This window comes from Conyzicola nivalis (assembly GCF_040548875.1).
Classification (GTDB): Bacteria; Actinomycetota; Actinomycetes; order Actinomycetales; family Microbacteriaceae; genus Conyzicola; species Conyzicola nivalis_A.
Genome location: NZ_JBEPSJ010000005.1, coordinates 297,701 through 319,941 on the forward strand (window position 1 = coordinate 297,701; position 22,241 = coordinate 319,941).

Annotated in this window: 22 protein-coding genes and 3 tRNA genes; 21 read left to right on the forward strand and 4 right to left on the reverse strand. The window is 69.5% G+C overall.

All coding sequences use genetic code 11. From position 1 onward, the window contains the following. The 16 genes from ABIE21_RS17670 to ABIE21_RS18360 all read left to right on the forward strand — a co-directional run bounded on the left by ABIE21_RS17670 (nt 1) and on the right by ABIE21_RS18360 (nt 14,115). Nucleotides 1-1,320, forward strand: a complete 1,320-nt coding sequence (locus ABIE21_RS17670) for a flagellar hook-length control protein FliK (protein WP_354026167.1) — start codon at nt 1-3, stop codon at nt 1,318-1,320. 47 nt (nt 1,321-1,367) lie between these two features. Then, nucleotides 1,368-1,847, forward strand: a complete 480-nt coding sequence (locus ABIE21_RS17675) for a flagellar hook assembly protein FlgD (RefSeq protein WP_354026168.1) — start codon at nt 1,368-1,370, stop codon at nt 1,845-1,847. A 39-nt stretch (nt 1,848-1,886) separates the two neighbouring features. After that, nucleotides 1,887-3,068, forward strand: a complete 1,182-nt coding sequence (locus ABIE21_RS17680) for a flagellar hook protein FlgE (RefSeq protein WP_354026169.1) — start codon at nt 1,887-1,889, stop codon at nt 3,066-3,068. Between the two features lie 274 nt (nt 3,069-3,342). Further along, nucleotides 3,343-3,666: a flagellar FlbD family protein gene (locus ABIE21_RS17685; RefSeq protein WP_354026170.1), complete on the forward strand. Its 324-nt coding sequence runs from the start codon at nt 3,343-3,345 to the stop codon at nt 3,664-3,666. Next, the gene (locus ABIE21_RS17690; protein WP_354026171.1) at nt 3,666-4,430 is read left to right on the forward strand and encodes a motility protein A; all 765 of its coding nucleotides are present in this window, start codon (nt 3,666-3,668) and stop codon (nt 4,428-4,430) included. Before ABIE21_RS17685 ends, ABIE21_RS17690 begins: the two co-directional genes overlap by 1 nt. Continuing rightward, complete coding sequence (locus tag ABIE21_RS17695; RefSeq protein WP_354026172.1) at nt 4,427-5,269, forward strand: OmpA/MotB family protein; 843 nt, start codon at nt 4,427-4,429, stop codon at nt 5,267-5,269. The genes ABIE21_RS17690 and ABIE21_RS17695 overlap by 4 nt, the downstream gene beginning before the upstream one ends. 20 nt (nt 5,270-5,289) lie before the next feature. Then, nucleotides 5,290-6,204 carry a flagellar motor switch protein FliM gene (locus tag ABIE21_RS17700; RefSeq protein ID WP_354026173.1) on the forward strand — a complete coding sequence of 305 codons (915 nt, stop codon included), beginning with the start codon at nt 5,290-5,292 and terminating at the stop codon, nt 6,202-6,204. Beyond that, nucleotides 6,201-6,923, forward strand: coding sequence for a flagellar motor switch protein FliN (gene fliN, locus ABIE21_RS17705; protein WP_354026174.1), 723 nt, complete (start codon nt 6,201-6,203; stop codon nt 6,921-6,923). Before ABIE21_RS17700 ends, fliN begins: the two co-directional genes overlap by 4 nt. Beyond that, on the forward strand, nt 6,924-7,421 hold the full coding sequence (fliO, locus tag ABIE21_RS17710; protein WP_354026175.1) for a flagellar biosynthetic protein FliO: 498 nt from the start codon (nt 6,924-6,926) through the stop codon (nt 7,419-7,421). Further along, nucleotides 7,418-8,245, forward strand: coding sequence for a flagellar type III secretion system pore protein FliP (gene fliP, locus ABIE21_RS17715; RefSeq protein ID WP_436232361.1), 828 nt, complete (start codon nt 7,418-7,420; stop codon nt 8,243-8,245). The genes fliO and fliP overlap by 4 nt, the downstream gene beginning before the upstream one ends. Further along, nucleotides 8,245-8,520 (forward strand): flagellar biosynthesis protein FliQ, encoded by a 276-nt coding sequence (gene fliQ, locus ABIE21_RS17720; protein WP_354026176.1) that lies wholly within the window; start codon nt 8,245-8,247, stop codon nt 8,518-8,520. The genes fliP and fliQ overlap by 1 nt, the downstream gene beginning before the upstream one ends. A 1-nt stretch (nt 8,521) precedes the next feature. After that, nucleotides 8,522-9,280, forward strand: coding sequence for a flagellar biosynthetic protein FliR (locus ABIE21_RS17725; RefSeq protein WP_354026177.1), 759 nt, complete (start codon nt 8,522-8,524; stop codon nt 9,278-9,280). Next, nucleotides 9,281-10,399 (forward strand): EscU/YscU/HrcU family type III secretion system export apparatus switch protein, encoded by a 1,119-nt coding sequence (locus ABIE21_RS17730; RefSeq protein ID WP_354026178.1) that lies wholly within the window; start codon nt 9,281-9,283, stop codon nt 10,397-10,399. A 1-nt stretch (nt 10,400) separates the two neighbouring features. Next, a complete protein-coding gene (locus ABIE21_RS17735; protein WP_354026179.1) occupies nt 10,401-12,452 on the forward strand; it encodes a flagellar biosynthesis protein FlhA in 2,052 nt (683 codons plus the stop codon). Then, nucleotides 12,427-13,515 carry a hypothetical protein gene (locus ABIE21_RS17740; RefSeq protein ID WP_354026180.1) on the forward strand — a complete coding sequence of 363 codons (1,089 nt, stop codon included), beginning with the start codon at nt 12,427-12,429 and terminating at the stop codon, nt 13,513-13,515. The genes ABIE21_RS17735 and ABIE21_RS17740 overlap by 26 nt, the downstream gene beginning before the upstream one ends. 9 nt (nt 13,516-13,524) lie before the next feature. After that, nucleotides 13,525-14,115 (forward strand): carbon storage regulator, encoded by a 591-nt coding sequence (locus tag ABIE21_RS18360; RefSeq protein WP_436232362.1) that lies wholly within the window; start codon nt 13,525-13,527, stop codon nt 14,113-14,115. A gap of 301 nt (nt 14,116-14,416) precedes the next feature. Here ABIE21_RS18360 and ABIE21_RS17750 read toward each other — a convergent pair. The 3 genes from ABIE21_RS17750 to ABIE21_RS17760 form a co-directional block, all read right to left on the reverse strand. Further along, nucleotides 14,417-14,492 (reverse strand) — tRNA-Phe (locus ABIE21_RS17750). A gap of 62 nt (nt 14,493-14,554) precedes the next feature. Beyond that, nucleotides 14,555-14,628 (reverse strand) — tRNA-Asp (locus ABIE21_RS17755). 22 nt (nt 14,629-14,650) lie between these two features. Continuing rightward, nucleotides 14,651-14,723: transfer RNA gene (locus tag ABIE21_RS17760), tRNA-Glu, on the reverse strand. Between the two features lie 259 nt (nt 14,724-14,982). Here ABIE21_RS17760 and ABIE21_RS17765 point away from each other — a divergent pair. Continuing rightward, on the forward strand, nt 14,983-16,296 hold the full coding sequence (locus ABIE21_RS17765) for a M23 family metallopeptidase (RefSeq protein WP_354026181.1): 1,314 nt from the start codon (nt 14,983-14,985) through the stop codon (nt 16,294-16,296). Nucleotides 16,297-16,317: 21 nt separating this feature from the next. Beyond that, nucleotides 16,318-17,673 carry a C40 family peptidase gene (locus ABIE21_RS17770; RefSeq protein ID WP_354026182.1) on the forward strand — a complete coding sequence of 452 codons (1,356 nt, stop codon included), beginning with the start codon at nt 16,318-16,320 and terminating at the stop codon, nt 17,671-17,673. A 226-nt stretch (nt 17,674-17,899) separates the two neighbouring features. On the opposite strand, the gene ABIE21_RS17775 is transcribed toward ABIE21_RS17770, so the two are convergent. Next, nucleotides 17,900-18,391, reverse strand: a complete 492-nt coding sequence (locus ABIE21_RS17775) for an inorganic diphosphatase (RefSeq protein WP_354026183.1) — start codon at nt 18,389-18,391, stop codon at nt 17,900-17,902. A gap of 46 nt (nt 18,392-18,437) precedes the next feature. Between ABIE21_RS17775 and tilS the strand changes: the two genes are divergently transcribed. The 3 genes from tilS (at nt 18,438) to ftsH (ending at nt 22,237) form a co-directional block, all read left to right on the forward strand. Next, nucleotides 18,438-19,550, forward strand: a complete 1,113-nt coding sequence (tilS, locus tag ABIE21_RS17780; RefSeq protein ID WP_354026184.1) for a tRNA lysidine(34) synthetase TilS — start codon at nt 18,438-18,440, stop codon at nt 19,548-19,550. Between the two features lie 14 nt (nt 19,551-19,564). Beyond that, on the forward strand, nt 19,565-20,116 hold the full coding sequence (gene hpt / locus ABIE21_RS17785) for a hypoxanthine phosphoribosyltransferase (RefSeq protein ID WP_354026185.1): 552 nt from the start codon (nt 19,565-19,567) through the stop codon (nt 20,114-20,116). 114 nt (nt 20,117-20,230) lie between these two features. Next, a complete protein-coding gene (ftsH, locus tag ABIE21_RS17790; protein ID WP_354026186.1) occupies nt 20,231-22,237 on the forward strand; it encodes an ATP-dependent zinc metalloprotease FtsH in 2,007 nt (668 codons plus the stop codon). Nucleotides 22,238-22,241 lie beyond the last annotated feature (4 nt).

Consider the following 22,241-nt stretch of genomic DNA (forward strand, 5'->3'; position numbering starts at 1 on the left):
ATGATCGCACTCTTCAGCGGCACGGCGACCCCGCCGGCGACCGCGTCGTCGACCGCCGTGCAGGGCTCGGCCGAGGGCTTCGGCGCTGCGATGCTCGAGCAGCTCGGCGCGACGCCTCCGGCGGCGTCGGCCCCGGCCGCGGCTGCCTCAACGCCCACGCCCGAGGAGCTGCTTGCGGCCATCACGGCCGGACTCGCGACTCCCAGCGACGCCGCCCCCGCGGCGGAGACGGCCGAGACGCCCGCGACGGATGATCCGGCCGCCGGCACGACGGACGCCTCCGTCGTCGCTACCGAAACCATCACCACGCCCACGGCGGCGCCGGCTCCCCAGCCCCTCGTGGGTGCTGCGGCTCCGGCGGCCCTCCCCGTCACAGCAGCCGCCGCGCAGCCGATCACGCCGGGCGTCGACGCGGCCGTCGCCCCGAGCACAGCCGGCACCGCGCCGGCTGTAGCGGTCGCCGCCGCCTCGTCGGCACCCGCCGCGGCCGTGCTCGCGCCGACCGTGCCGCGGGCCGCGTCCGCCGCTCCCGTCGCTCCCGTCGATCCCGCCGCCTCGACGGCCGGCTCCGCGTCCGCGGCGACGCCCGCAGGAGCTGCCCCCGCGACGCCGGCGGGCGCGCTCGACGGCGTCGCGGCCGTGCAGCTCCCCGCCGCGCGCCCCGCCGCACCCTCGGCCGCGCCGGCCGTGGCGAACGGCCAGCCACAGGCATCCGCCTCTCCCGTCGTCTCGACACCCGCCGCCGGCGCCGAGCCCGCACAGCCCGCCCCCGCGGTCGCCGGCCAGCCCGTCGGCGACACTGCCGTGACAGCCCCGAAGGACGCGGCGGCGCCGATCGCCTTCGTGCCGGCTGCGACGCCCACCGCCGCGGCGCCCGCCGCAGCGCCGTCATCCGCCACCCCGGCAGCGCCCGTTCCGCTCCAGGCGCAGGTCGCCACGCCCATCTTCACCCTCGCCGCGGCGGGCCCCGGCGAGCACGTCATGACGATCGACATCTCGCCGGAGAACCTCGGCCCGATCACCGTGCGCGCGCACGTCGGTGCAGAAGGGGTGCGCGTCGAGCTCTTCGCGCCCACCGATCTCTCGCGCGAGGCGCTGCGGGCCATCCTCCCCGACATCCGCAAGGACATGGCGGGGGCCGGCCTCGGCGGCACCCTCGACCTGTCGTCGCAGAACCAGCCAGCAGACCGCGGCGACGAGCGCGGCCAGGGCCGCCGCGAAGCCGGCGGCGAGACGGGTGTCGAGCCCGACGCCGCCGCGAGCTCGGCCCGGCCGTGGATGCTCGCCGACCCGACCGCGACCATCGACGTGATGGCCTAGCCCATGACCCGCACCACACCGACCACAGCACTAGGGAGCGCCAACGCATGAGCATCGACTCCGTGACGGGAACCGTCGCAGACCAGGCGGCCGCGGCATCCGCCGCAGCCGCAGCCGCCGCAGCGGCGAAGGCCCGCGAGCCCAAGCAGGTGATGGACTCCGAGGTGTTCATGTCGCTCCTCGTCTCGCAGCTGCGCAACCAGGACCCCAGCTCGCCGATGGACACCAACCAGATGATCTCGCAGACGACGCAGCTGGCGATGATGGAGAAGATGACGGAGCTCACCGCGACGAGCACCGAGAACTTCTCGCTGCAGATGCGCATCGCCGCCGCCGCGATCGTGGGCAAAGAGGTCAGCTACCTCGACCCCAAGACCGGGCTGCCGGTCACCGGAACCGCCGACAGCGTCTCGTTTGCCGGCGCCGTACCGACGGTGTCGGTCGGCGGCAAGGACGTGCCGCTCGACCTCGTCGCCGGGATCGCCGCCAAGCCGGCCGCGGCCCCCACGACCCCACCCACCTCCTAAGCACTCACAACTTCTCTCCACCAAACGAAAGGCTCAATCATGCTTCGCTCTCTCTACGCAGGTATCTCCGGTCTTCGCTCGCACCAGACCATGCTCGACGTCACCGGCAACAACATCGCCAACGTCAACACGACCGCATTCAAGGGCTCGTCGGTGCAGTTCCAGGACACCCTCTCGCAGCTCACCCAGGGCGCCAGCGGCCCGCAGCAGGGCATCGGCGGAACGAACCCCGCTCAGGTCGGTCTCGGGGTGCTCGTCGCGGGCATCTCGACGAACTTCGCCCAGGGGTCGACGCAGGCGACCGGAAAGGCGAGCGACCTGATGATCTCGGGCGACGGCTTCTTCGTCACCCGCCAGGGCAACCAGACGCTGTACACGCGCGCCGGCAACTTCGACTTCGGACCCGACGGCCGACTCACCACGCCCGACGGCTCGCTCGTGCAGGGCTGGGGCGCCGTCGACGGCGTCGTCGCCGATGGTGGTCTCGTCGGAGACATCCAGCTCCCCCTCAACGCGATCTCCCCCGGCGTCGCGACGACGGAGGCGACCCTGGGCGGCAACCTGCCCTCTGACGCCGTCGTCGGCGGCCAGCCGCTCATCCGCGACATCGAGGTCTTCGACGCAAACGGCGCCGCCCGTAGCATCACCCTCACCTTCACCAAGACGGCTGCGGGCTGGGATGTGACGGGCGTCGACTCGGCGACCCCCGGAACCCCCGTCACCGCACAGCTCGCCTTCACCGACGGCGTCCAGACGACGACCGGCCTGATGACCGTCAACGGCATCGACCTCGACCTCAGCGAGGTCAGCGGATTCGCGAAACTGACGAGCATCTCGACCACCGAGAAGGACGGCCGCGCGGCCGGCAAGCTCGACTCGTACACGCTCGCCAAGGACGGCACGATCATCGGCTCGTTCAGCAACGGCGCGTCGCAAGCACTGGGGCGCATCGTGCTCGCCAGCTTCGCGAACCCCGCCGGTCTCGAGAAGGCCGGCGGATCGTCGTACCGCGCGACCTTCAACTCGGGCGACGTGCAGGTCGGCGCTCCCGGGGCCGACGGGCTCGGCTCGCTCTCGAGCGGTGCGCTCGAGATGTCGAACGTCGACCTCTCGCAGGAGTTCACCAACCTGATCGTCGCGCAGCGCGGATTCCAGGCCAACGCCCGCATCATCACCACGTCAGACGAGGTGCTGCAGGAGCTCACGAACCTCAAGCGCTAGTAGGCCGCCTCGACCAGAGGGGCAAGCTTTCGACCTTTACCCGGTGGGTGGAGGTCGATTGCTTGCCCCTCTGCTCTTTAACAGAACGGGGCGGATGCTGCGGGGCAAAGAATCGACGTCGGGGACCACCGCGAGCGTCGAAAGTTTGCCCCGCTGGTCGCGGCCTGGCGTCGTCGGGGCTTCGGTCGGCGATTTGCCTAACACCGGGCGGACGGCGGCCGATAGTGCTGTTTAAGCGACCCAGGAAGGGTCGCCTCTACCGGGGATGGATTCCATGATTGTTGTGACGCGGCTTAATAACAGCCAGTTTGCGATCAATCCGGATCTCATCGAGCGCATCCATGCGAACCCCGACACGACGCTGGTCATGGTCGACGGCGCGAAGTACATCATCACCGAGTCGATGACGGAGGTCATCGACAAGATCGCGCACTACCGCGCGAGAGTGATCGCGCTGACCCACGAGATCTCGCAGTCGGTGCCGTCGGTCGGCGGCCGTCCGCTCGGGCTCGTCAGCCCGATCGACACCCACTCAACCCAAGACACTGTCAACGACGAGGACAACGGTGTGACCTCGATAGGCCCGAGGAAGCTGTAATGGATCCCGCAACCATAATCGGGCTCGTCGTAGCCTTCGGCTCGCTCCTGGCGATGATCACCCTCGAGGGGGCGAACGTCTCGTCGGTGCTGCTGCCCGCACCGATGGTGCTCGTCTTCGGAGCGACGATCGCGGTCGGCATCGCCGGCGGCACCATAAAGGACGCGATCTCGGCGTTCAAGGCCCTTCCGAGCGCGTTCATCGGCAAGACCTCCAAGCCGCAGGTCACCATCGACCAGCTCGTGACGCTCGCCGAGAAGGCCAGAAGCGACGGGCTGTTGTCGCTCGAGCAGGAGGCGGAAGGCGTCGACGACCCGTTCCTCAAGGGCGCGCTGCAGAACGTGGCCGACGGCACCGACGGCGAGGAGCTGCGCATCCTGCTCGAAGACGAGCTCGCCACAAAGGCGAAGTCACAGCGCAACGCCTCCAAGTTCTTCACGACCATGGGCGGCTACGCGCCGACGGTCGGCATCATCGGCACCGTCGTGTCGCTCACCCACGTGCTCGAGAACCTCTCTGTTCCCGAGGAGCTCGGGCACATGATCGCCGCCGCCTTCGTCGCCACGCTGTGGGGGCTGCTCTCGGCCAACTTCATCTGGCTGCCGATCGGCGCCCGCCTCCGTCGCCTCTCCGACCTCGACGTCGAGCGCATGACACTGACCATGGAGGGCGTGCTCGCCATCCAGGCCGGCAGCCAGCCGCGACTGCTCGGCGAGCGACTGCGCGCCATGGTGCCCGCCGACCAGCTCGCCAAAGCAGCATGAGCACGCCGCGCAAGCGCGGCGGACTCCAGGAGGAGCACGTCGAGCACGTCGACGAGCGATGGATGGCCTCCTACATGGACATGGTCACCGTGCTCATGTGCATGTTCATCGTGCTGTTCGCCATGTCGAGCGTCGACGCCGACAAGTTCGAGAAGCTCAAGAACTCGCTCGCCACCGGTTTCGGTGCATCGGAGGTCGGGTCGATCGATACCGCTGAAGGCATCGTCGTGCCGGCCGACCGCGTCGGCGAGGAGGGCGAGCCCGTCGAGATCCCGCTCACCCCGATGGAGCTGGCGAAGGCCGAGGTCGACAAGCTCGAGGCCCTCAAAGAGCAGATGCGCGTGAACCTCGCGAACAACGGCCTCGAGCACACGGTCGAGTTCAAGATCGACGAGCGCGGGCTGACGATCCGTCTCGTCGGCTCCGAGACGTTCTTCGGCTCCAACAGCGTCGCCCTCGCGGGCGTCGCCCCGGCGGTGCTGGATGCCGTCTCGCCCGTGCTCGCCGTCACCAGCTACGAGATCGCGGTCGAGGGCCACGCCGACAGCCGCGCGCCCGGCGCGCCGTTCGCGACGAACTGGGAGCTGTCGTCGGGCCGGGCGACGCAGGTGCTGCGCCGACTGGTCGAGTCCGGCGGCGTCGGCCAGGAGAGGATCGGAGCCGTCGGCTTCGGTTCGGCGCGGCCGATGCAGACCGGCGACACCGAGGCGGCGATGGCCGCGAACCGGCGCGTCGACATCGTCGTCATCTCGGATCAGCCCGAGTCGGTGCGCGCCCTGATCCCGAGCGTGCTGGAGCAATACGTGAACGCCTCGCCCGCCTCCTTACCGAAGGGCTAGACCGGCCGATAGTTGCTTTCGTGACTGTCCAGGAACACATAGCCGTCGGCGTGCCCGCGAAGCCCGCCCCGCTCGTAGAGCTCTACGACTTCAGGCGACCGACCACCCTCGCCCGCGAACACTCACGCGTGCTCGAGCTCGCGTTCGAGACCTTCGCCCGCCAGTGGGGCACCCAGCTCACCGCCAGTGTGCGCGTCGTCTCGCAGGTCACGTGCGAGCAGGTGATCATGCAGACTTACGACGAGTACGCGTCGGCGCTTCCCCCCATGACCGCGATGGTGCTCTGCACCCTGGGTTCGAGCGACGCGAAGGCAGTGCTGCAGCTGCCCGCCGCCGCCGCGCTCGGCTGGGTCACCTACATGCTCGGCGGCACGCGCCCGCGACTGGTCGACGAACGCAAGTTCACCCAGATCGAGCTCGCCCTGCTGCGCAAGCTCTTCGACGACGCGCTCGAAGACCTGCTCTACTCGTTCGGGCCGCTGATCGTCACCCCGATCGCGGTCGACGGCATCCAGTACAACTCGCAGTTCGCCCAGGCTGCGGCTACCGCCGACCTGATGATCGTCGCCACCTTCACCGTGCGCGTCGGAGACACCACGACGACGGCGACGCTCGCGATCCCCGCCGAGGTCCTCCTCCCCCAGCTCGGCGAGGCGAACCCGACGAGCCCGGCCGCCGACGCGAAAGACCTCATCGCCGCCCAGCTCGGCAGCGTCCCGGTCGACCTGGCCCTGCGCCTGACGCCGGCGCAGATCACCCCGGGGAGGATCCTCGGTCTCGCTGTCGGCGACCTGCTGTCGATCCCGCATCCCGAACACCGTCCCTTTGAAATAGCCGTCGACGGCCAGGTCCTGGCCCGCGGAGCAGTCGGCGCCAACGGCGCGCGCCTGGCCTGCGTCATCGTCAGTACCACCAGCGCCGAGGAGAACAAGTGAACCCCACAGCTTTGACCACCACGATCAACGAGGCGACGGCGGCGGCCGAGGCGCTCACCCGCCTGCTGCCGACGACCGTCGCACTCAGCGCGACGCTCGCCGACGCCGCCGACGCTCCGCACGGGCTCAAGTCGTCTGCCGTCGTCGCGGCCTACGTCGGGGAGGTCTCCGCCGACATCGCCCTCGTGCTGCTCGACGCCGAGGCGCTCGTCTCCGCGGCGTCGCCCGACGGAGCGGCGGTATCGATCGCCGACATCCTGCGCCCCTCCTTCGAAGCGGCCACCGGCCAGCTCGGCACCGGCGTCCTCGGCGAAGCGCGCGTCGACGACGCGAGCGCCCTGTTCGCCGACCCCGAGACCACGGTGTTCGCGCTGACGGGCGGCGGCGTCGCATCCGGCTGGTTCGCCGTGCGCATCCGCACGAGCGGCATCCTCACCGGCGGGCGCCGCCTCGAGAACGAGGAGATCGTCGGCAAGCTCGGCCGGATCAACAACGTGGAGATGTCGCTCACCGTCGAGATCGGCCGCACCCGCATCTCGGTGCGCGACGTTCTCGGCCTCGAGCCGGGCGCCGTGCTCGAGCTCGACCGCTCGGCCGGAGCCCCCGCCGACGTGCTTCTCAACGGACGACTCATCGCCCACGGCGAGATCGTCGTCATCGATCAGGACTACGCGGTGCGCATCACCAAGATCCTCGACGTGATCGAGAGCCTCGCCTAAATGGAGTCCCTGGTCGTAGCGCTGCGCGTTGCGCTGTCGCTCGCCGTCGTCTTCGGACTGATCTGGTACATCCACCGCCGCCTCACCCGTGGAGGCAAGGCCCGCCTCGCCGCCACCCCGATCACCGTGCTCGGCAAGCAGGCCGTCGGCCAGAAGGCCTCCGTCGTCGTCGTCGACGCCGACGGCAAGCGCTTCATCCTCGGTGTCACCGAGCACTCGATCACCGTCATCCACGGCGGGGTCGCGCCCGCCGCGGCGTTCGCCGACGTGCTCGCCGAGACGACGCCCGCCGAGACCGAGACCGACACCGAGACCGACGCGGACACCAGCGAGACGCCCGCGCCCCGCCCCGTCGCGGTGGCAGCCCGCACGGCCGCCGCACCGACCGAGACCGGCCTCGTCGCGCCCGGCTCGCGCCTGCCCGGAGCCCTCGGCGGCTCGATCCTCTCGCCGTCCACCTGGCGGCAGGCGGCGGCCGTGCTCGGTAGAAACCGGTGAACGCCTCCTACCGCCCCGGCCGCGGACTGCGGCTCGCCGTCGCCACCCTGATCGTGCTCGTCATCGCCGCCGCCGTCGTGCTGCTCGGCCCGCTCGAGGCGCACGCCGTCGTCGACCCGACCCCGCCGGTCGACCCGCTCGCTCCGGGAGGCGACGGCCTCAACATCGAGATCAACGGCCCGAACGGCGCGCCGTCGTCGGCGATAGTCACCCTCGTCGGCATCACGCTGCTGTCAGTCGCGCCCGCGCTGCTGCTCATGATGACGTCGTTCACCAAGATCTTCGTTGTGCTCGCGATGGTGCGCAACGCGCTCGGCCTCCCGTCGATCCCCCCGAACCAGGTGCTCGCCGGCCTCGCGCTCTTCCTCTCGCTCTTCATCATGGCTCCGGTCATCGGCGACATCAACGAGCTCGCCGTGCAGCCGTATCTCGACGGCACGATGACCGTCACCCAGGCCATCGACGCCGCATCCGCCCCTCTTCGCGTGTTCATGCTCGCCAACACGCGTGAAGAAGACCTCGCCCTTCTCACCCGCGTCTCCGGCGCCGAGAACCCCGACAGCCCAGACGACGTGCCGATGCTGACACTCATCCCGTCGTTCATGATCTCCGAGCTGCGCGCCGCGTTCATCATCGGATTCGTCATCTTCGTGCCGTTCCTCGTGATCGACCTCGTCGTCTCCTCGGCGCTGATGTCGATGGGCATGATGATGCTGCCGCCCGTCATGATCTCCCTGCCGTTCAAGATCCTGCTGTTCGTGCTCGTCGACGGGTGGGCGCTCGTGATCACATCGCTCGTCTCCAGCTACCAGGGCGGTGGCTGATGGACCCGAACGCGGTACTCGACATCGGCCTGCAGGCCTGCGTCATCGGCGCGAAGCTCTGTGCGCCGATCCTCATCGTCGCCCTCGTCGTCGGCTTCGCGGTCTCACTGCTGCAGTCGATCACGCAGATCCAGGAGGTCACGCTCTCCTTCGTGCCCAAGCTGGTCGCCGTCGCCATAGCGCTGCTCGTCTCCGGTCACTGGATGATCTCCGAGATGGTCACCTTCACCACCGAGCTGTTCTCCCGCATCCCCGGACTGCTGAGCGGGGGCTGACGTGGAGCTCACCCTCGACTTCGAGTGGATCGAAGCGGTCATGCTGGCGGGAGTGCGGATGATCGCATTCATCGTCATCGCACCGCCGTTCTCGACCAACGCGTTCCCGCTGCGGATCAAGGGCATGCTCGCGCTCGGACTCGCGCTGGCCGTGGCCCCCCGGGTCACCACCGGCTACGTCTCGCCCGACACCGGCGGTTTCATCGTCTCCCTCGTGCTCGAGTTCGTCGTCGGCGCGGTGCTCGGCTTCCTCGTGATGCTGGTCTTCTCCGCCATCCAGTCGGCCGGCGCCCTGATCGACCTGTTCGGCGGCTTCACGCTCGCCCAGGGCTTCGACCCGCAGCTGCAGATCAACGGCGCCCAGTTCACGCGGCTCTTCCAGATGACCGCCCTGGCCCTGCTCTTCGCCTCGGGCGGCTACCAGCTCATCATCACGGGGCTCGCGAACACCTTCGGCGCGATCCCGATCGGCGGCGGGGTCGACCTCGCGGTGCCGCTCGAGGCCATCACCGCCGCGACCGGCCAGATGCTGCTGTCGGCCCTGCAGATCGCCGGGCCGCTGATCGTGGTCCTCTTTCTCGCGGATGCCGGCCTCGGTCTGATCACCCGAGTAGCCCCGGCGCTGAACGCGTTCGCGCTCGGCTTCCCGGTGAAGATCCTGCTCACCCTGCTGCTCGTGCCGCTGCTCTTCGTGGCCCTGCCCGAGATCGTCAACTCGATCACCCGCACCGCCGTCGGCGACATGGCGGGGGTGGGCTAGATGGCCGACGACTCCGGAGAGAAGACAGAGCAAGCCACCGACAAACGCATGAAGGAGGTGCGCGAGAAGGGGCAGCTCTCCCGCTCGCAAGACCTCACCGCGTGGGTGGGAGTGGGCGCCGTCGCCGTCATGATGCCGGTCACGATCGCGTCGGCCACCGATCTCGGCGTCGACCAGCTCTTCACCGTGCGCAGCATCGTGCTCAACCCGACATCCGAGGGGACCGTCGCCGCGCTCGACGCCGGCATGGGGTCGATCCTCGGCCTGCTCACCCCGATGCTCGTCGTCGTCACCATCGCGATCCTCGCCGCCGCGGCCCTGCAGGGCGGCATCCACTTCAAGAAGTTCACCGGCAAGTACGAGCAGTTCGACCTGGTCAAGGGCGTCGGGCGCACCTTCGGCGGACAGGCGATCTGGAACGGCGTGAAGGCCCTGCTCAAGACCTTCGTCGTCGGCGTCGTGCTCTACTTCGTGATCCAGGGCCTGCTGCCGGTGCTGATGACGGCGGGCGGGCTGCCCATCTCCGAGCTGATCGGCGCCGCGACCGGCGGGGCCGCGGCTCTCGTCCAGTTCGCCGTCGTCGCCGGCCTCATCCTCGCGTTCGCCGACGTGTTCGTGGTGATGCGCCGCAACCGCAAGAAGACCCGGATGTCCAAAAAAGAGGTCAAAGACGAGAACAAGAGCTCGGAGGGCGACCCGCTGATCAAGCAGCAGCGTCGCTCACGCCAGCTCGCCATGAGCCGCAACCGCATGATGACCGCGATCGTCGACGCCGACGTCGTGATGGTCAACCCCACGCACTTCGCCGTCGCACTGAAGTACGAGCCCGGAAAGTCTGCTCCCCGCGTCGTCGCGAAGGGCGCGGGCGAAGTGGCCGCGCGCATCCGCGAGCAGGCCGAGAAAGACAACGTCCCCCTCGTGCGTGACATCCCGCTCACCCGCGCGCTGCACAAGGCCTGCGAGCTGGGCGAGGAGATCCCCGTCGAGCTGTACACCGCCGTCGCCCGCGTCCTCGCGTTCGTGATGGCCCTCAAGGCGCGTGGGGCCGCTCAAGGAGTCCACACCATGAGCGAGCCGTCGCCCATCGAAGCCCCGCAACTGACAACAGGAGGTCACTGACGTGAACCGCAACCTCTCGAAGCTCGCCGTTCCCGTCGGCGTCGTCGGCATCGTGCTGCTGCTCGTCGTGCCCGTGCCCGCCGGCCTGCTCGACTTCCTGCTCATCATCAGCATCATGCTGTCGCTCGTGACCCTGCTCACCGCGATGTTCGTGAAGAAGCCCCTCGACTTCTCCGTCTTCCCGTCGCTGCTGCTCGTGGCGACGCTGTTCCGACTGGGCCTCAATGTGGCATCCACCCGGCTCGTGCTCGGCGAGGGCTATGCCGGCCAGGTGATCGAGGCCTTCGGGCACGTCGCCGTCGGCGGATCGATCATCATCGGCGCCGTCATCTTCCTCATCCTCGTCGTCATCCAGTTCGTCGTGGTCACCAAGGGCGCCGAGCGTGTCGCGGAGGTCGGGGCGCGGTTCACCCTCGACGCCATGCCCGGCAAGCAGATGGCCATCGACGCCGACCTCAACGCGGGGCTCATCACCGACGACCAGGCACGTGCGCGTCGCGCCGAAGTATCCGCCGAGGCCGACTTCTACGGCGCCATGGACGGCGCGTCGAAGTTCGTCAAGGGCGACGCGATCGCCGGCATCATCATCATCATCATCAACCTCGTCGGCGGCATCGCCATCGGCATGCTCCAGCGCGGTATGGAGATCGGCGACGCGCTCAACACCTACGCGCTTCTCACGATCGGCGACGGACTCGTCACCCAGATCCCCGCGCTGCTGATGGCCGTCGCGACCGGCATCATCGTGACCCGCTCGAATGCCGAGGCCGACCTCGGAACCTCGGCGTCGACGCAGCTCACCCAGTCGCGCAACGCGCTGATGATCGCCGGAACCGCCGCGGTCGGCATGGCCTTCATCCCGGGCATGCCGCTCATCCCCTTCGTGCTCGTCGGCGCCGCGCTCTTCTTCATCGCCTACCGGGTGAAGGTCAACAACGCCGCCGACCTCAAAGAGCTCGAGGATGCCGAGGTCGACACGTCCAACGTCACCGCGCCGATCACCACCGAGGGCCTCATCGAGCAGATGCGCGTGCACGCCCTCGAGATCCTGCTCGCCTCCGACCTCGTCGACATCGTCTCAGACGCTTCCGACGACCTGCTCGCCAGGGTGCGTGCGCTGCGCCGCAAGATCGCCATGGACCTCGGCGTCGTGGTCCCACCGGTGCGCACGCGCGACAGCGTCGAACTGCCGAGCTCCACCTACGTCATCCGCATCGCCGGCGTGGAGGCCGGCCGGGGCGTGGCCCCGCAGGGCAAGGTGCTCGCCCTCGGCGACAACCTCGACAGCCTGCCCGGGCAGAGCACCGTCGATCCCGTGTTCGGCCTCGGCGGCAAGTGGGTGCCGAGCGAGATGCGGCACAGCGCCGAGATGCTGGGCGCGACCGTCATCGACCGCGTATCGGTCGTGGTCACCCACCTCTCGTCGATCATCAGCGCGAACGCCGCCCGACTGCTCACCCGCGAAGACGTGCGCGTGCTCACCGAGGGCGTCAAGCAAGTCAACCCGGCCGCGGTCGACGAGCTCGTTCCCGCGATGCTGAGCCTCGCCGAGGTGCAGCGGGTGCTGCAGGGCCTGCTGATCGAGCAGATCCCCATCAACGACCTGCCGCGCATCTACGAGTCGCTCTCCCTGCGCGCGAAGGTGTCGACCGACCCCGAGGGTCTCATCGAGGCCGCGCGCCTCGCCCTCGGCCCCGCGCTGCTCACCAGCTACATCGAGGGCCAGTCGCTGCGGGTCATCATGATCGACCCGTTGCTCGAGCAGTCGATGCTCGAGGGGCTGCGTCCCTCCGACCAGGGCACGCAGATCCTGCTCGCTCAGCAGACCCTCGAGTCGGTGCTCGACTCGCTGCGTGAATCCGTCGCGAGGCTCGAGGCCGCCGGCCAGTCGGCCGTGCTGGTGTGCGCTCCAGCGCTGCGCCCCGCGATCCGGCGTCTGGTCTCCGCGCAGTCGGGCGGGCTCCCCGTGCTGTCGTACCAGGAGGTCACGTCGGCCAACGTCAACATCGAGACAGTAGGAGTCGTGCGTGTCACCGAGTCGATATCACGTTGAGGCCGACTCGGTCGACGAGCTCAACGCGCGCATCCTCGACCAGTACGGGGCGGATGCCGCCGTCGTAGCGACGACCGTCGTCACCACCGGGGGAGTCCAGGGCTTCTTCGCCAGACGCAAATTCCAGGCGACGGTCGAGGTCACCGACGGCACCCCGAACGACGCCCACTCCTTCGACCTCCCCGCCCGCGCGGGCATCGCCGCGCTGCTCGACAGCGCCGACTACGGCGACGCCGTCGACGAGCTGCCCGCCGCGCGGCAGGCAGGCGCGGTCGGCCGGCCCGTACCCGTCGGAGACCTCACGGCCGCGCGTATGGTGCCGACGCTCAGCCAGCCCGTGCCCGTCGGCGACCTCCCGCCCGCGCGGATGACGCCGACGGGCGTCCAGCCCGCTTCCGCCGGGGACCTCTCGGCCCTGCGGACGCCGCCGACGCCTGGAGCCCCTGCGGGAGCGCGCACCGGCACGACCGTCGACGAGCTCGCCGACGCGCACTGGGCGCCGTCGACCGCGACCGTCGACTTCGCCGCGATCCTCGCCGACCTGACCCTCAACACCGCGGTCGCCACGCCGGCGATCCGTCCACCGGTTCCGGCCGGCCCGGCGCCGTTGCGCGGCGCGGGAGACCTCGTCGTGGTCATCGGGCTGGGCGACGATCCCCTCGCGGTGGCGACGGCGATCGCGAACGGCTCCGGCGCATCCATTCTCCGCATCGCGGGAACCGTCGACCGGGCGGGGCTCGTGCGCGTCGACGATCGGCGCGAGGCCATCGCATCGCGCGCCGAGGGAGTGCGGCGAGAGCGAGCCGTCGTCGTCGCCTTCGGACTGCCGCGCGGCGGCCCGACCTCCGAGTCGGCGATCCAGCTCGAGAACCTGCACGCCGACCAGTTCTGGGTGGCGGTCGACGCCGGCCGCAAACCCGACGACACGGCGCGCTGGGTGACGGCCGTGTCGGCCGTCGTGCCGGTCGCCGCGGTCATGAGCTGGTCTCCCGACGAGACCGGGTCGCCACATTCCGTGTCGCAATTGGGGCTGCCCGTCGGCTGGCTCGAAAGCGGTTGGTAGGCTCAAGAAATGCTCGTTCTAACTCGCAAGCCGGGAGAACGCATTCTCATCGGTGACAACATCGTCGTCACCATCCTCGACTCACGGGGCGATGGAGTGCGGATCGGAATCGACGCGCCCCGGGGCATCACCATCCAGCGCGAGGAAGTGCTGCGTGCTGTGACCGACGCCAACCTCGCGGCGGCGGGGGCCCAGCCCGAGGGTGCCGACCTCATCAAGGCCGCGCTCGGCCTGCTGCCGGCCGCGCCCGCCGCGCCTGCGACCGCGCCTCCCGTGGTGTTGCCCGCCGCGGTCAGCGGTTTCCTCGCCGACCAGGTCGGAACCGACCACGCCGCGACGCTCGCCCACTTCGCCGACGACGCGACCGTCGTCGACGACGGCAAGTCGTTCGCCGGGCGTGACGCGATCCTCGGCTGGCTGTCGCGCGAGGCGAGCGAGTTCACCTTCACGTCGACGACCGTGAAGACCGAGAAGCACGACGACGCGCGCTACACCGTGACGAACCACCTCGAGGGCAACTTCCCCGGCGGGACCGCCGACCTGCGCTTCCAGTTCTTCGTCTCCGGCGGGCGCATCGCCTCGCTGACCATCCAGCCGTAGCGGGCTCGGCGCAGCCGCACCACGCGGCTTCTGCGCCATCCCGGAACGTCCGCTCCACCTCGAGCTGTAGCGCGCGTCCCGGACTGGCGCCCACGCCCGCGTCCACGACCGCACGCGTCGCCTCTGCGGGCGTCTGCGCAGCCCTGGGACATCGGCGCATGGGCGCCGCCGCGCAGTCGTCCCGGAAGGGCGCAGAAGGCGCCGCGCGACAGGCGCCGCCGTGGCGGCCGCCGCTCCAGCCGCCGCCGCGCCAGCAACGCAAAAACCCCCGCCGGAAGCGGGGGATGAGCGTGACGCGAAGTGGTGGCCCCGACCGGCGTCGATCCGGTGACCTCACGATTTTCAGTCGTGCGCTCTACCAACTGAGCTACAGGGCCATGAGGGGCGAACCCCCCATAAGAAGAAAAGCCCCTCCTTTCGAAGAGGCTGTTCTCACTTGCGACCCTGACCGGACTTGAACCGGCGACCTCCGCCGTGACAGGGCGGCGCGCTAACCAACTGCGCTACAGGGCCATGCTATTTAATTTTGTGTTTGTGACCCCAACGGGATTCGAACCCGTGTTAACGCCGTGAAAGGGCGCCGTCCTAGGCCACTAAACGATGGGGCCATGCGTCAAACAAAACGTCATAGCTACCGAGGGAAAAGCATACGTGTCTCGCGCCCAAATGCCAAACCGAGTCATTCGGCACGCCTCGGCGGGGCACACATACGAGCAAACACCTGCCCTGTAGGTTCAAGTGGTCGTTGAACGTTCCGGAGTAATTCACGAATATTGCGACTGGGCACGAGCGCCCTCGCTTGTTACTGTTGTTGGAGTTGACAGTGTGACTGGCGTTATAAACGCGAACAACACGATTCGGGGACACATGACCACCTGGCTGCATCGCGCCGCTTCACGCACCACGCCGTCGCGCTCTCGCCGCTCGACCCGTCTGGTCGCGCTCTTCCTGGCACTCAGCGTCGCCACCGTCGGCACGATCGTCGCGAGCGACACGCGTTCCGCCTACGCCGTCGACTACCCGTCGTGGGACGACGTGCAGCGTGCCCGTTCCAGCGAGGCGGCCACGGTCTCCCAGATCTCCGCCATCAAGGCGCTGATCGAGGGCCTCCGTGCCGAAGTGGAGCGCACGCAGGCCGAGGCCATCGCGAAGGGCGAGGCGTACCAGGAGGCAGACCAGCGTTTCCAGGAGGCGGCGCTGAAGGCCGAGAAGCTGACGACGCAGACGGATGCCGCAGCGCTGCTGGCGACCCAGTCGAAGCAGCGGGCGGGCGAGATCGTCGCCCAGCAGTACCGCTCGGGCAACGGCGACGTGTCGACCAACCTCCTCGTCAACGCGGCGAAGGCCGACGACATGCTCTACACGTACGGCATGGCCGACAAGTTCACCGAGCAGACGGCTGGCATCTACGAGAAGGCCGTGCAGGACCAGAACACAGCCAAGGCGCTCGCCGACCAGGCCCAGGTCGCCCAGGAGCTGCTCGAGGCACTCAAGGCCGAGGCCGAGCAGGCCCTCATCGTCGCCCAGGAGGCCGCTGAGGCCGCCGCGGCGGCCGTCGCGGAGCAGGAGGCCAACGAGGCCGTGCTCAACGCCCAGCTCACCGTCCTGAGCGAACGTCGTGCCGCGACCGAGGCCGACTACGCGACCGGCGTGCGGGTCCGCGAAGAGCAGGAGCGCCAGCGTCGTGCTGCGGCCGCTGCCGCAGCTGCCGCGGCCGCCGCAGCAGCCGCCGCGGCAGGAGCATCCGCCGGAGCCGGCATCGTCGGCCAGAGCGGGTGGGCCAAGCCCGCGTACGGCGGCATCACGAGCGGCTACGGAAACCGCTTCAACCCCTACAGCCACGTCTGGCGCCTGCACGCCGGCACCGACATCGGCGCCGCGTGCGGTCGCCCGATCTACGCCGCCAAGGCCGGCACGGTCACCTACTCCGGCCCGAACGGCACTTACGGCAACTTCATCCTCGTCGACCACGGCGGCGGAATCCAGACCGGCTACGCGCACATCGTCAACGGCGGCCTTCTGGTCGGCCGCGGCGCCAGCGTCTCCGGCGGCCAGCTGATCGCCTACGTCGGCACCACCGGCGGCTCCACTGGCTGCCACCTGCACTACGAGGTTCGAGTCAACGGCGTCGCCACCGACGCAGTGCCGTTCATGCGCAACCAGGGGGTCACCCTTGGCTAGCCGGCGGATCCGCCTGCGCTGATGGCCGTGCGCCCTCGCCCCGTGCGGGCGCTCGTGGTCGTCGTCGCAGGCGTGCTGCTGGCCAGCCTCACCACGGTCTCGGCGGCGCACGCCGACCCGGTCTATCCCAGTTGGGACGACGTGAAGGCAGCCCGCGTGAGCGAGGCCGCGACGAAGGCGCAGATCGGGCGCATCCAGGGGTTCCTCGACGACCTCGAGTCGAAGGCGATCGCGCTCTCCGTCGACGCGTTGCTGAAGGGTGAGCGGTACAACATCGCCCGCGACGCCCTCGACTCGGCGGCGCGACACTCGGCCACGCTGGAGACGCAGGCGGATGCCGCGAAACAGACCGCCGCGGAGTCCGCGGCCCGTGCGGGGCACCTCGTCGCCCAGCTCGCGCGCACGGGAGGTGGCAGCATCACCGTGCAGCTGCTCGTCGACGGAGCGGGAGCGGACGACCTGCTGTCGAAGCTCGGAACCATGACCAAGCTCACCGAGCAGTCGGCCGAAGTGCTCACGCGGGCCCAGACCGACGAGAACTCCGCGCGCTCGCTCGGCGCGCAGGCGAAGCTCGCCGAGAACGAGCGCGCGAAACTCGCCGCCGACGCTGAGACGGTTCTCGCGGAGGCCAACGCGGCCGCCCGCGTGGCGGAGGCCAAGATCGCGAAGCAGGCCGCGACATCCGACCGTCTGAATGCCCAGCTCATCGCCCTCTCCGGCGACGCCGCAGCTGCCGAGCAGTCCTACCGCGACGGCCTCGCGTGGGAAGCCGCACAGAACGCCGCCCGGCCGCCGGTGGCGACGGACCCGCCGACCACCGCGCCGCCCGCGACCACGCCGCCGGTCGTCGCTCCGCCTGTCGTTGCACCCCCGGTCGTCGCACCCCCGATCGTCGCGCCGCCGGTGGTCGCTCCCCCGGTCGTCGCACCGCCCGTGGTCGCACCGCCGGTCGTTGCACCGCCCGTGGTGGCCCCGCCGGCACCCGGCAGCGGGCCGGCCGCCGCCGCGATCGCCTACGCGCGCGCCCAGCTCGGCGAGGCCTACGGCTTCGGCGGGGCTGGCCCCAGCCTGTGGGACTGCTCGGGGCTCACCAAGACGAGCTACGCCTCGGTCGGGGTCTACATCGGAACCCACTCGGCGACCAACCAGTACACGACCATGTCGAACGCGGGACGGCTGGTCCCCGTCGGACAGCGCGTGGCGGGCGACCTGCTGTTCTACTCGACCGGGGGCAAGACCGTCGGCGAGAAATACCACGTCGCGATCTACATCGGCGCAGGACAGATGATCGAGGCGCCGCGCGACGGAGTGCCGGTGCGCATCACGGGCGTGCGCGGCGGCGACCTCGTGCCCTTCGCCGGTCGCCCCACCGGCTGACCGAGCCCGCCGTCTTCCGGAGGGCTGCAGTCCGGGCGTAGGGCGCCAGCGCGCGCAGTAGCCCGACGCCCGAACAGGAGCCCTGCCGGCCCGGCACGGCGGCAGTCTGCCCGTTAACGCGAAACGCCGGTCGAGCGGGTGCCACCCGGCGACATCCAGACCAGAAGGTCCGATGCGCCGCGGGCGCCCCGCTCGACCGGCGCGAGTCCGGCTTGCTCCGTGGTGCCTAGTGGCCCTCGGCGGCGAGCTTCACGATGCCCGCCTTGACGATCTCGTCGGCCTCGGCGGCGTCGCCCCAGCCCTCGGTGCGAACCCACTTGCCGGGCTCGAGGTCTTTGTAGTGCTCGAAGAAGTGCTCGATCTCCTTGCGGGTGTACTCCGGGATGTCGTTCAGGTCCTGGATGTGCGACCAGCGCGGGTCGGTCGCCGGCACGGCGATGACCTTGGCGTCCGAGCCGCCGTCGTCGGTCATGTTGAACACCGCGACGGGACGCACGGAGACGCCGACGCCGGGGAACAGCGGGTAGTCGAGGAGCACGAGAACGTCGACCGGGTCGCCGTCGAGCCCGAGCGTGTTCTCGAAGAATCCGTAGTCGGTGGGGTAGACGAAACCGGTGAAGAGCACACGGTCCAGGTACACGCGACCCGTCTTGTGGTCGACCTCGTACTTGTTGCGGCTTCCCTTGGGAATTTCGATGATCGCATCGTAGGCGGCCATGATTCAGCGCTCCTTGGTTTGTTGATTGCTGCAATAACGTTACTGGATGCAACCAACGCGCCCGAGACTCACCCCCGCCATCGCCGACATCAGGCGCGCGGTGCGGGCCGTCTTGCCGGTCGCCGCCCCCGCCGACGCCGCCCCCGCGCCAGCTGAAAACGAAGGACTCTTGCCGTCCGAAGGCACCGGCGACGGCCTACCGGGCGTCGAAACGGTCGCGTCTCCTTCGTTTTCGGCTGGGGGGCTCGGCCGAGGGCTCGTGCTCGTGGCGCTGAGCGGCGGGGCAGACTCGCTCGCCCTGGCCGCGGCGACCGTGTTCGAGGCGCCGCGCGCCGGGCTGCGGGCGGGCGCGGTGATCGTCGACCACGGGCTGCAAGAGGGGTCGGCGGATGTCGCGGCCCACGCCGCACGCCAGGCCACGGCCCTCGGCCTCGACCCGGTCATCGTGCGCCGCGTCGTCGTCGGCACCGACGGCGGCCCGGAAGCCGCCGCACGCGCCGCGCGCTACGCCGCGCTCGACGACGCCGCGGCCGAGACCGGCGCCGTCGCGGTGCTGCTCGGGCACACCCTCGACGACCAGGCCGAGACGGTGCTGCTCGGCCTCGCACGGGGCAGCGGGGCGGCGAGCCTGCAGGGCATGGCGGCGCGGGCCGGCCTGTACGCGCGGCCGATGCTGGGCATCCGCCGGTCGCAGACCGAGCAGGCCTGCGCCGACGCGGGTATCGAGCCGTGGAACGACCCGCAGAACGTCGACGAGGCCTTCACCCGCGTGCGGGTGCGCACCACCGTGCTGCCCATGCTCGAGCGCGAGCTCGGCCCGGGCATCGCCGAGGCGCTCGCCCGCACCGCCGAGCAGCTGCGGGAGGACGGCGACGCGCTCGACCATTTCGCCGAGGAAATCGCCGAGGAGCTCGCCGACATCGCCGAGGCAGGCATCTCACTGCCGGTTCGAGCGCTCGAGGCCAATCCGCCGGCGTTGCGGCAACGGCTCATCCGTCTCGCCGTCGCCAGCGAGTTCCACGTCTCGCTCAGCCGCGCGCACACGCTCGAGGTCGCGCGGCTCGTCACCGACTGGCACGGGCAAGGAGCCATCGATCTGCCGGGCGTTAGGGTTGAACGGCGCGCTGGACTGCTCGTCTTCAGCGCGAACCCTCGATAACGAAACGGATCACCATGGAATTCAGCGACATCGAGAACGATCTTGCCGAGGTGCTCTACACCGAGAAGGAGATCCACGAGAAGATCGCGGAGCTCTCCCGCCGCATCGAGGCCGACTACGCGGGCGAGAAGGTGCTGCTCGTCGGCGTGCTGCGCGGAGCCGTCATGGTCATGGCCGACCTGGCGCGCGAGCTCACCATCCCGATCGAGATGGACTGGATGGCCGTCTCGTCGTACGGCTCAGGCACCCAGTCGTCCGGCGTCGTGCGCATCCTCAAGGACCTCGACACCGACCTGCACGGCCGCCACGTGCTCATCGTCGAGGACATCATCGACTCCGGCCTCACCCTCTCCTGGCTGCGCGCCAACCTCGAATCCCGCGGCACCGCGTCGGTCGAGATCTGCGCTCTGCTGCGCAAGCCGGGCGCCGCGAAGGTGGTCGTCGACGTCAAGTACGAGGGCTTCCAGATCCCCAACGCGTTCGTGGTCGGCTACGGTCTCGACTACGCCGAGCAGTACCGCAACCTCCGCGGGATCGGCGTGCTGGCCCCCCACGTCTACGCCTAGATCGGCGAAGGGTGCGCCCACGGCGAACATCCAGCGGTCGTCCAGTGCTGAGGCAGTAACCTAGGCCTACATTTCTTCAGCAGGAAGGTGCTGGGCGTCTCGGCCCGGAACATCATGGATTTCAAGCGCATTTTTCGCGGCCCGATCGTCTACATCGTCGTCGCCATCATCGCCGTCATCGTGGGCTCCAGCCTGCTGACCGGGTCGGGCTTCAAAGAGATCTCCGTGAAAGACGGTCTGGAGCTGCTCGAGGGCGGCACCGTCGAGTCGGCGAAGATCGTCGACGGCGAGCAGCGCGTCGACCTCACGCTCACCAAGGCCGACGGCGACCAGGGCAAGCTCGTGCAGTTCTACTACGTCGCGCCGCGTGGCACCGAGGTCGTCGAGGCGGTCACCGCAGCGAATATCAAGGACTACAAAGACGAGGTCCCGCAGACGAACTTCTTCGCCTCGCTCCTCAGCATCCTGCTCCCGTTCCTGATCATCGGCGTCATCTTCTACTTCCTCATCGGTCGCATGCAGGGCGGCGGCTCCAAGGTCATGCAGTTCGGCAAGTCGAAGGCCAAGCTGGTGGGCAAGGAGAGCCCGAAGGTCACATTCGCGGATGTCGCGGGTGCAGACGAGGCGATCGAAGAACTCGAAGAGATCAAAGACTTCCTGAAGGAGCCCGCCAAGTTCCTCGCCGTCGGCGCACGCATCCCGAAGGGTGTGCTGCTGTACGGCCCTCCCGGAACCGGTAAGACCCTCCTCGCCCGCGCCACCGCGGGAGAGGCCGGAGTGCCGTTCTACACGATCTCGGGTTCCGACTTCGTCGAGATGTTCGTCGGTGTCGGCGCGAGCCGCGTGCGCGACCTGTTCCAGCAGGCGAAGGAGAACTCGCCCGCCATCATCTTCATCGACGAGATCGACGCCGTCGGCCGTCATCGCGGCGCCGGCGTCGGCGGCGGCAACGACGAGCGTGAGCAGACGCTCAACCAGCTGCTCGTCGAGATGGACGGCTTCGACGTGAAGTCGAACGTGATCCTCATCGCCGCGACGAACCGACCCGACGTGCTCGACCCCGCGCTCCTCCGCCCCGGCCGTTTCGACCGCCAGATCGGCGTCGACGCTCCCGACCTCCAGGGCCGCAAGCAGATCCTCGAGGTGCACGGAAAGGGCAAGCCGCTCGCCAAGGGCGTCGACCTCGAGGTGCTCGCCCGCAAGACGCCGGGCTTCACCGGAGCCGACCTCGCGAACGTGCTCAACGAGGCGGCGCTGCTCACCGCCCGCAGCAACGCCCAGCTCATCGACAACCGCGCCCTCGACGAGGCCGTCGACCGCGTCATGGCCGGCCCCCAGCGCCGCACCCGCCTGATGAACGACAAAGAGAAGCTCATCACCGCGTACCACGAGGCCGGCCACGCCCTCGCCGCCGCGAGCATGCGCAACACCGACCCGGTCACCAAGGTGACCATCCTGCCCCGCGGCCGTGCGCTCGGCTACACGATGGTGCTGCCGCTCGAAGACAAGTACTCGGTCACCCGCAACGAGCTGCTCGACCAGCTCGCCTACGCCATGGGCGGCCGCGTCGCGGAGGAGATCGTCTTCCACGACCCGACCACCGGCGCGTCCAACGACATCGAGAAGGCCACGTCGATCGCCCGCCGGATGGTCACCGAGTACGGCATGAGCTCGCTCGTCGGCTCGGTCAAGCTCGGCCTCACCGCCGGCGAGCCGTTCCTCGGCCGTGACATGGGTGCGAGCCGCGACTACTCCGACGAGGTCGCCAAGACCATCGACGCCGAGGTGCGCGTGCTCATCGAGCAGGCGCACGACGAGGCCTGGCAGGTGCTCAACACCAACCGCGACGTTCTCGACAACCTCGCGAGCGAGCTGCTCGAGAAGGAGACGCTCGACCACAACCAGCTGGCCGAGATCTTCGAGGGGCTCGAGAAGCTGCCCGAGCGCCCGCAGTGGCTCTCGAGCACCAACCGCCCGCTCTCCGACCGTCCTCCCGTGAAGGTGCCGTCCAAGCTCCCGATCGACCCCGAGGTCGTCGACGGCGGCGTGGACTCCGAGCCCCCTGTGCCCCCGAAGCGCACGCCGCGCCCGCGCAAGACTCCCGGCATCGCGACCGCCTGATCCG

Excerpts from the sequence above, each read along its gene's own strand:
- ABIE21_RS17670 (WP_354026167.1), top strand. The coding sequence starts at position 1 with ATGATCGCACTCTTCAGCGGCACGGCGACCCCGCCGGCGACCGCGTCG.
- ABIE21_RS17675 (WP_354026168.1), top strand. The coding sequence starts at position 1,368 with ATGAGCATCGACTCCGTGACGGGAACCGTCGCAGACCAGGCGGCCGCG.
- ABIE21_RS17680 (WP_354026169.1), top strand. The coding sequence starts at position 1,887 with ATGCTTCGCTCTCTCTACGCAGGTATCTCCGGTCTTCGCTCGCACCAG.
- ABIE21_RS17685 (WP_354026170.1), top strand. The coding sequence starts at position 3,343 with ATGATTGTTGTGACGCGGCTTAATAACAGCCAGTTTGCGATCAATCCG.
- ABIE21_RS17690 (WP_354026171.1), top strand. The coding sequence starts at position 3,666 with ATGGATCCCGCAACCATAATCGGGCTCGTCGTAGCCTTCGGCTCGCTC.
- ABIE21_RS17695 (WP_354026172.1), top strand. The coding sequence starts at position 4,427 with ATGAGCACGCCGCGCAAGCGCGGCGGACTCCAGGAGGAGCACGTCGAG.
- fliO (WP_354026175.1), top strand. The coding sequence starts at position 6,924 with ATGGAGTCCCTGGTCGTAGCGCTGCGCGTTGCGCTGTCGCTCGCCGTC.
- fliQ (WP_354026176.1), top strand. The coding sequence starts at position 8,245 with ATGGACCCGAACGCGGTACTCGACATCGGCCTGCAGGCCTGCGTCATC.
- ABIE21_RS17730 (WP_354026178.1), top strand. The coding sequence starts at position 9,281 with ATGGCCGACGACTCCGGAGAGAAGACAGAGCAAGCCACCGACAAACGC.
- ABIE21_RS18360 (WP_436232362.1), top strand. The coding sequence starts at position 13,525 with ATGCTCGTTCTAACTCGCAAGCCGGGAGAACGCATTCTCATCGGTGAC.
- ABIE21_RS17765 (WP_354026181.1), top strand. The coding sequence starts at position 14,983 with ATGACCACCTGGCTGCATCGCGCCGCTTCACGCACCACGCCGTCGCGC.
- ABIE21_RS17770 (WP_354026182.1), top strand. The coding sequence starts at position 16,318 with ATGGCCGTGCGCCCTCGCCCCGTGCGGGCGCTCGTGGTCGTCGTCGCA.
- ABIE21_RS17775 (WP_354026183.1), bottom strand. The coding sequence starts at position 18,391 with ATGGCCGCCTACGATGCGATCATCGAAATTCCCAAGGGAAGCCGCAAC.
- tilS (WP_354026184.1), top strand. The coding sequence starts at position 18,438 with ATGCAACCAACGCGCCCGAGACTCACCCCCGCCATCGCCGACATCAGG.
- hpt (WP_354026185.1), top strand. The coding sequence starts at position 19,565 with ATGGAATTCAGCGACATCGAGAACGATCTTGCCGAGGTGCTCTACACC.
- ftsH (WP_354026186.1), top strand. The coding sequence starts at position 20,231 with ATGGATTTCAAGCGCATTTTTCGCGGCCCGATCGTCTACATCGTCGTC.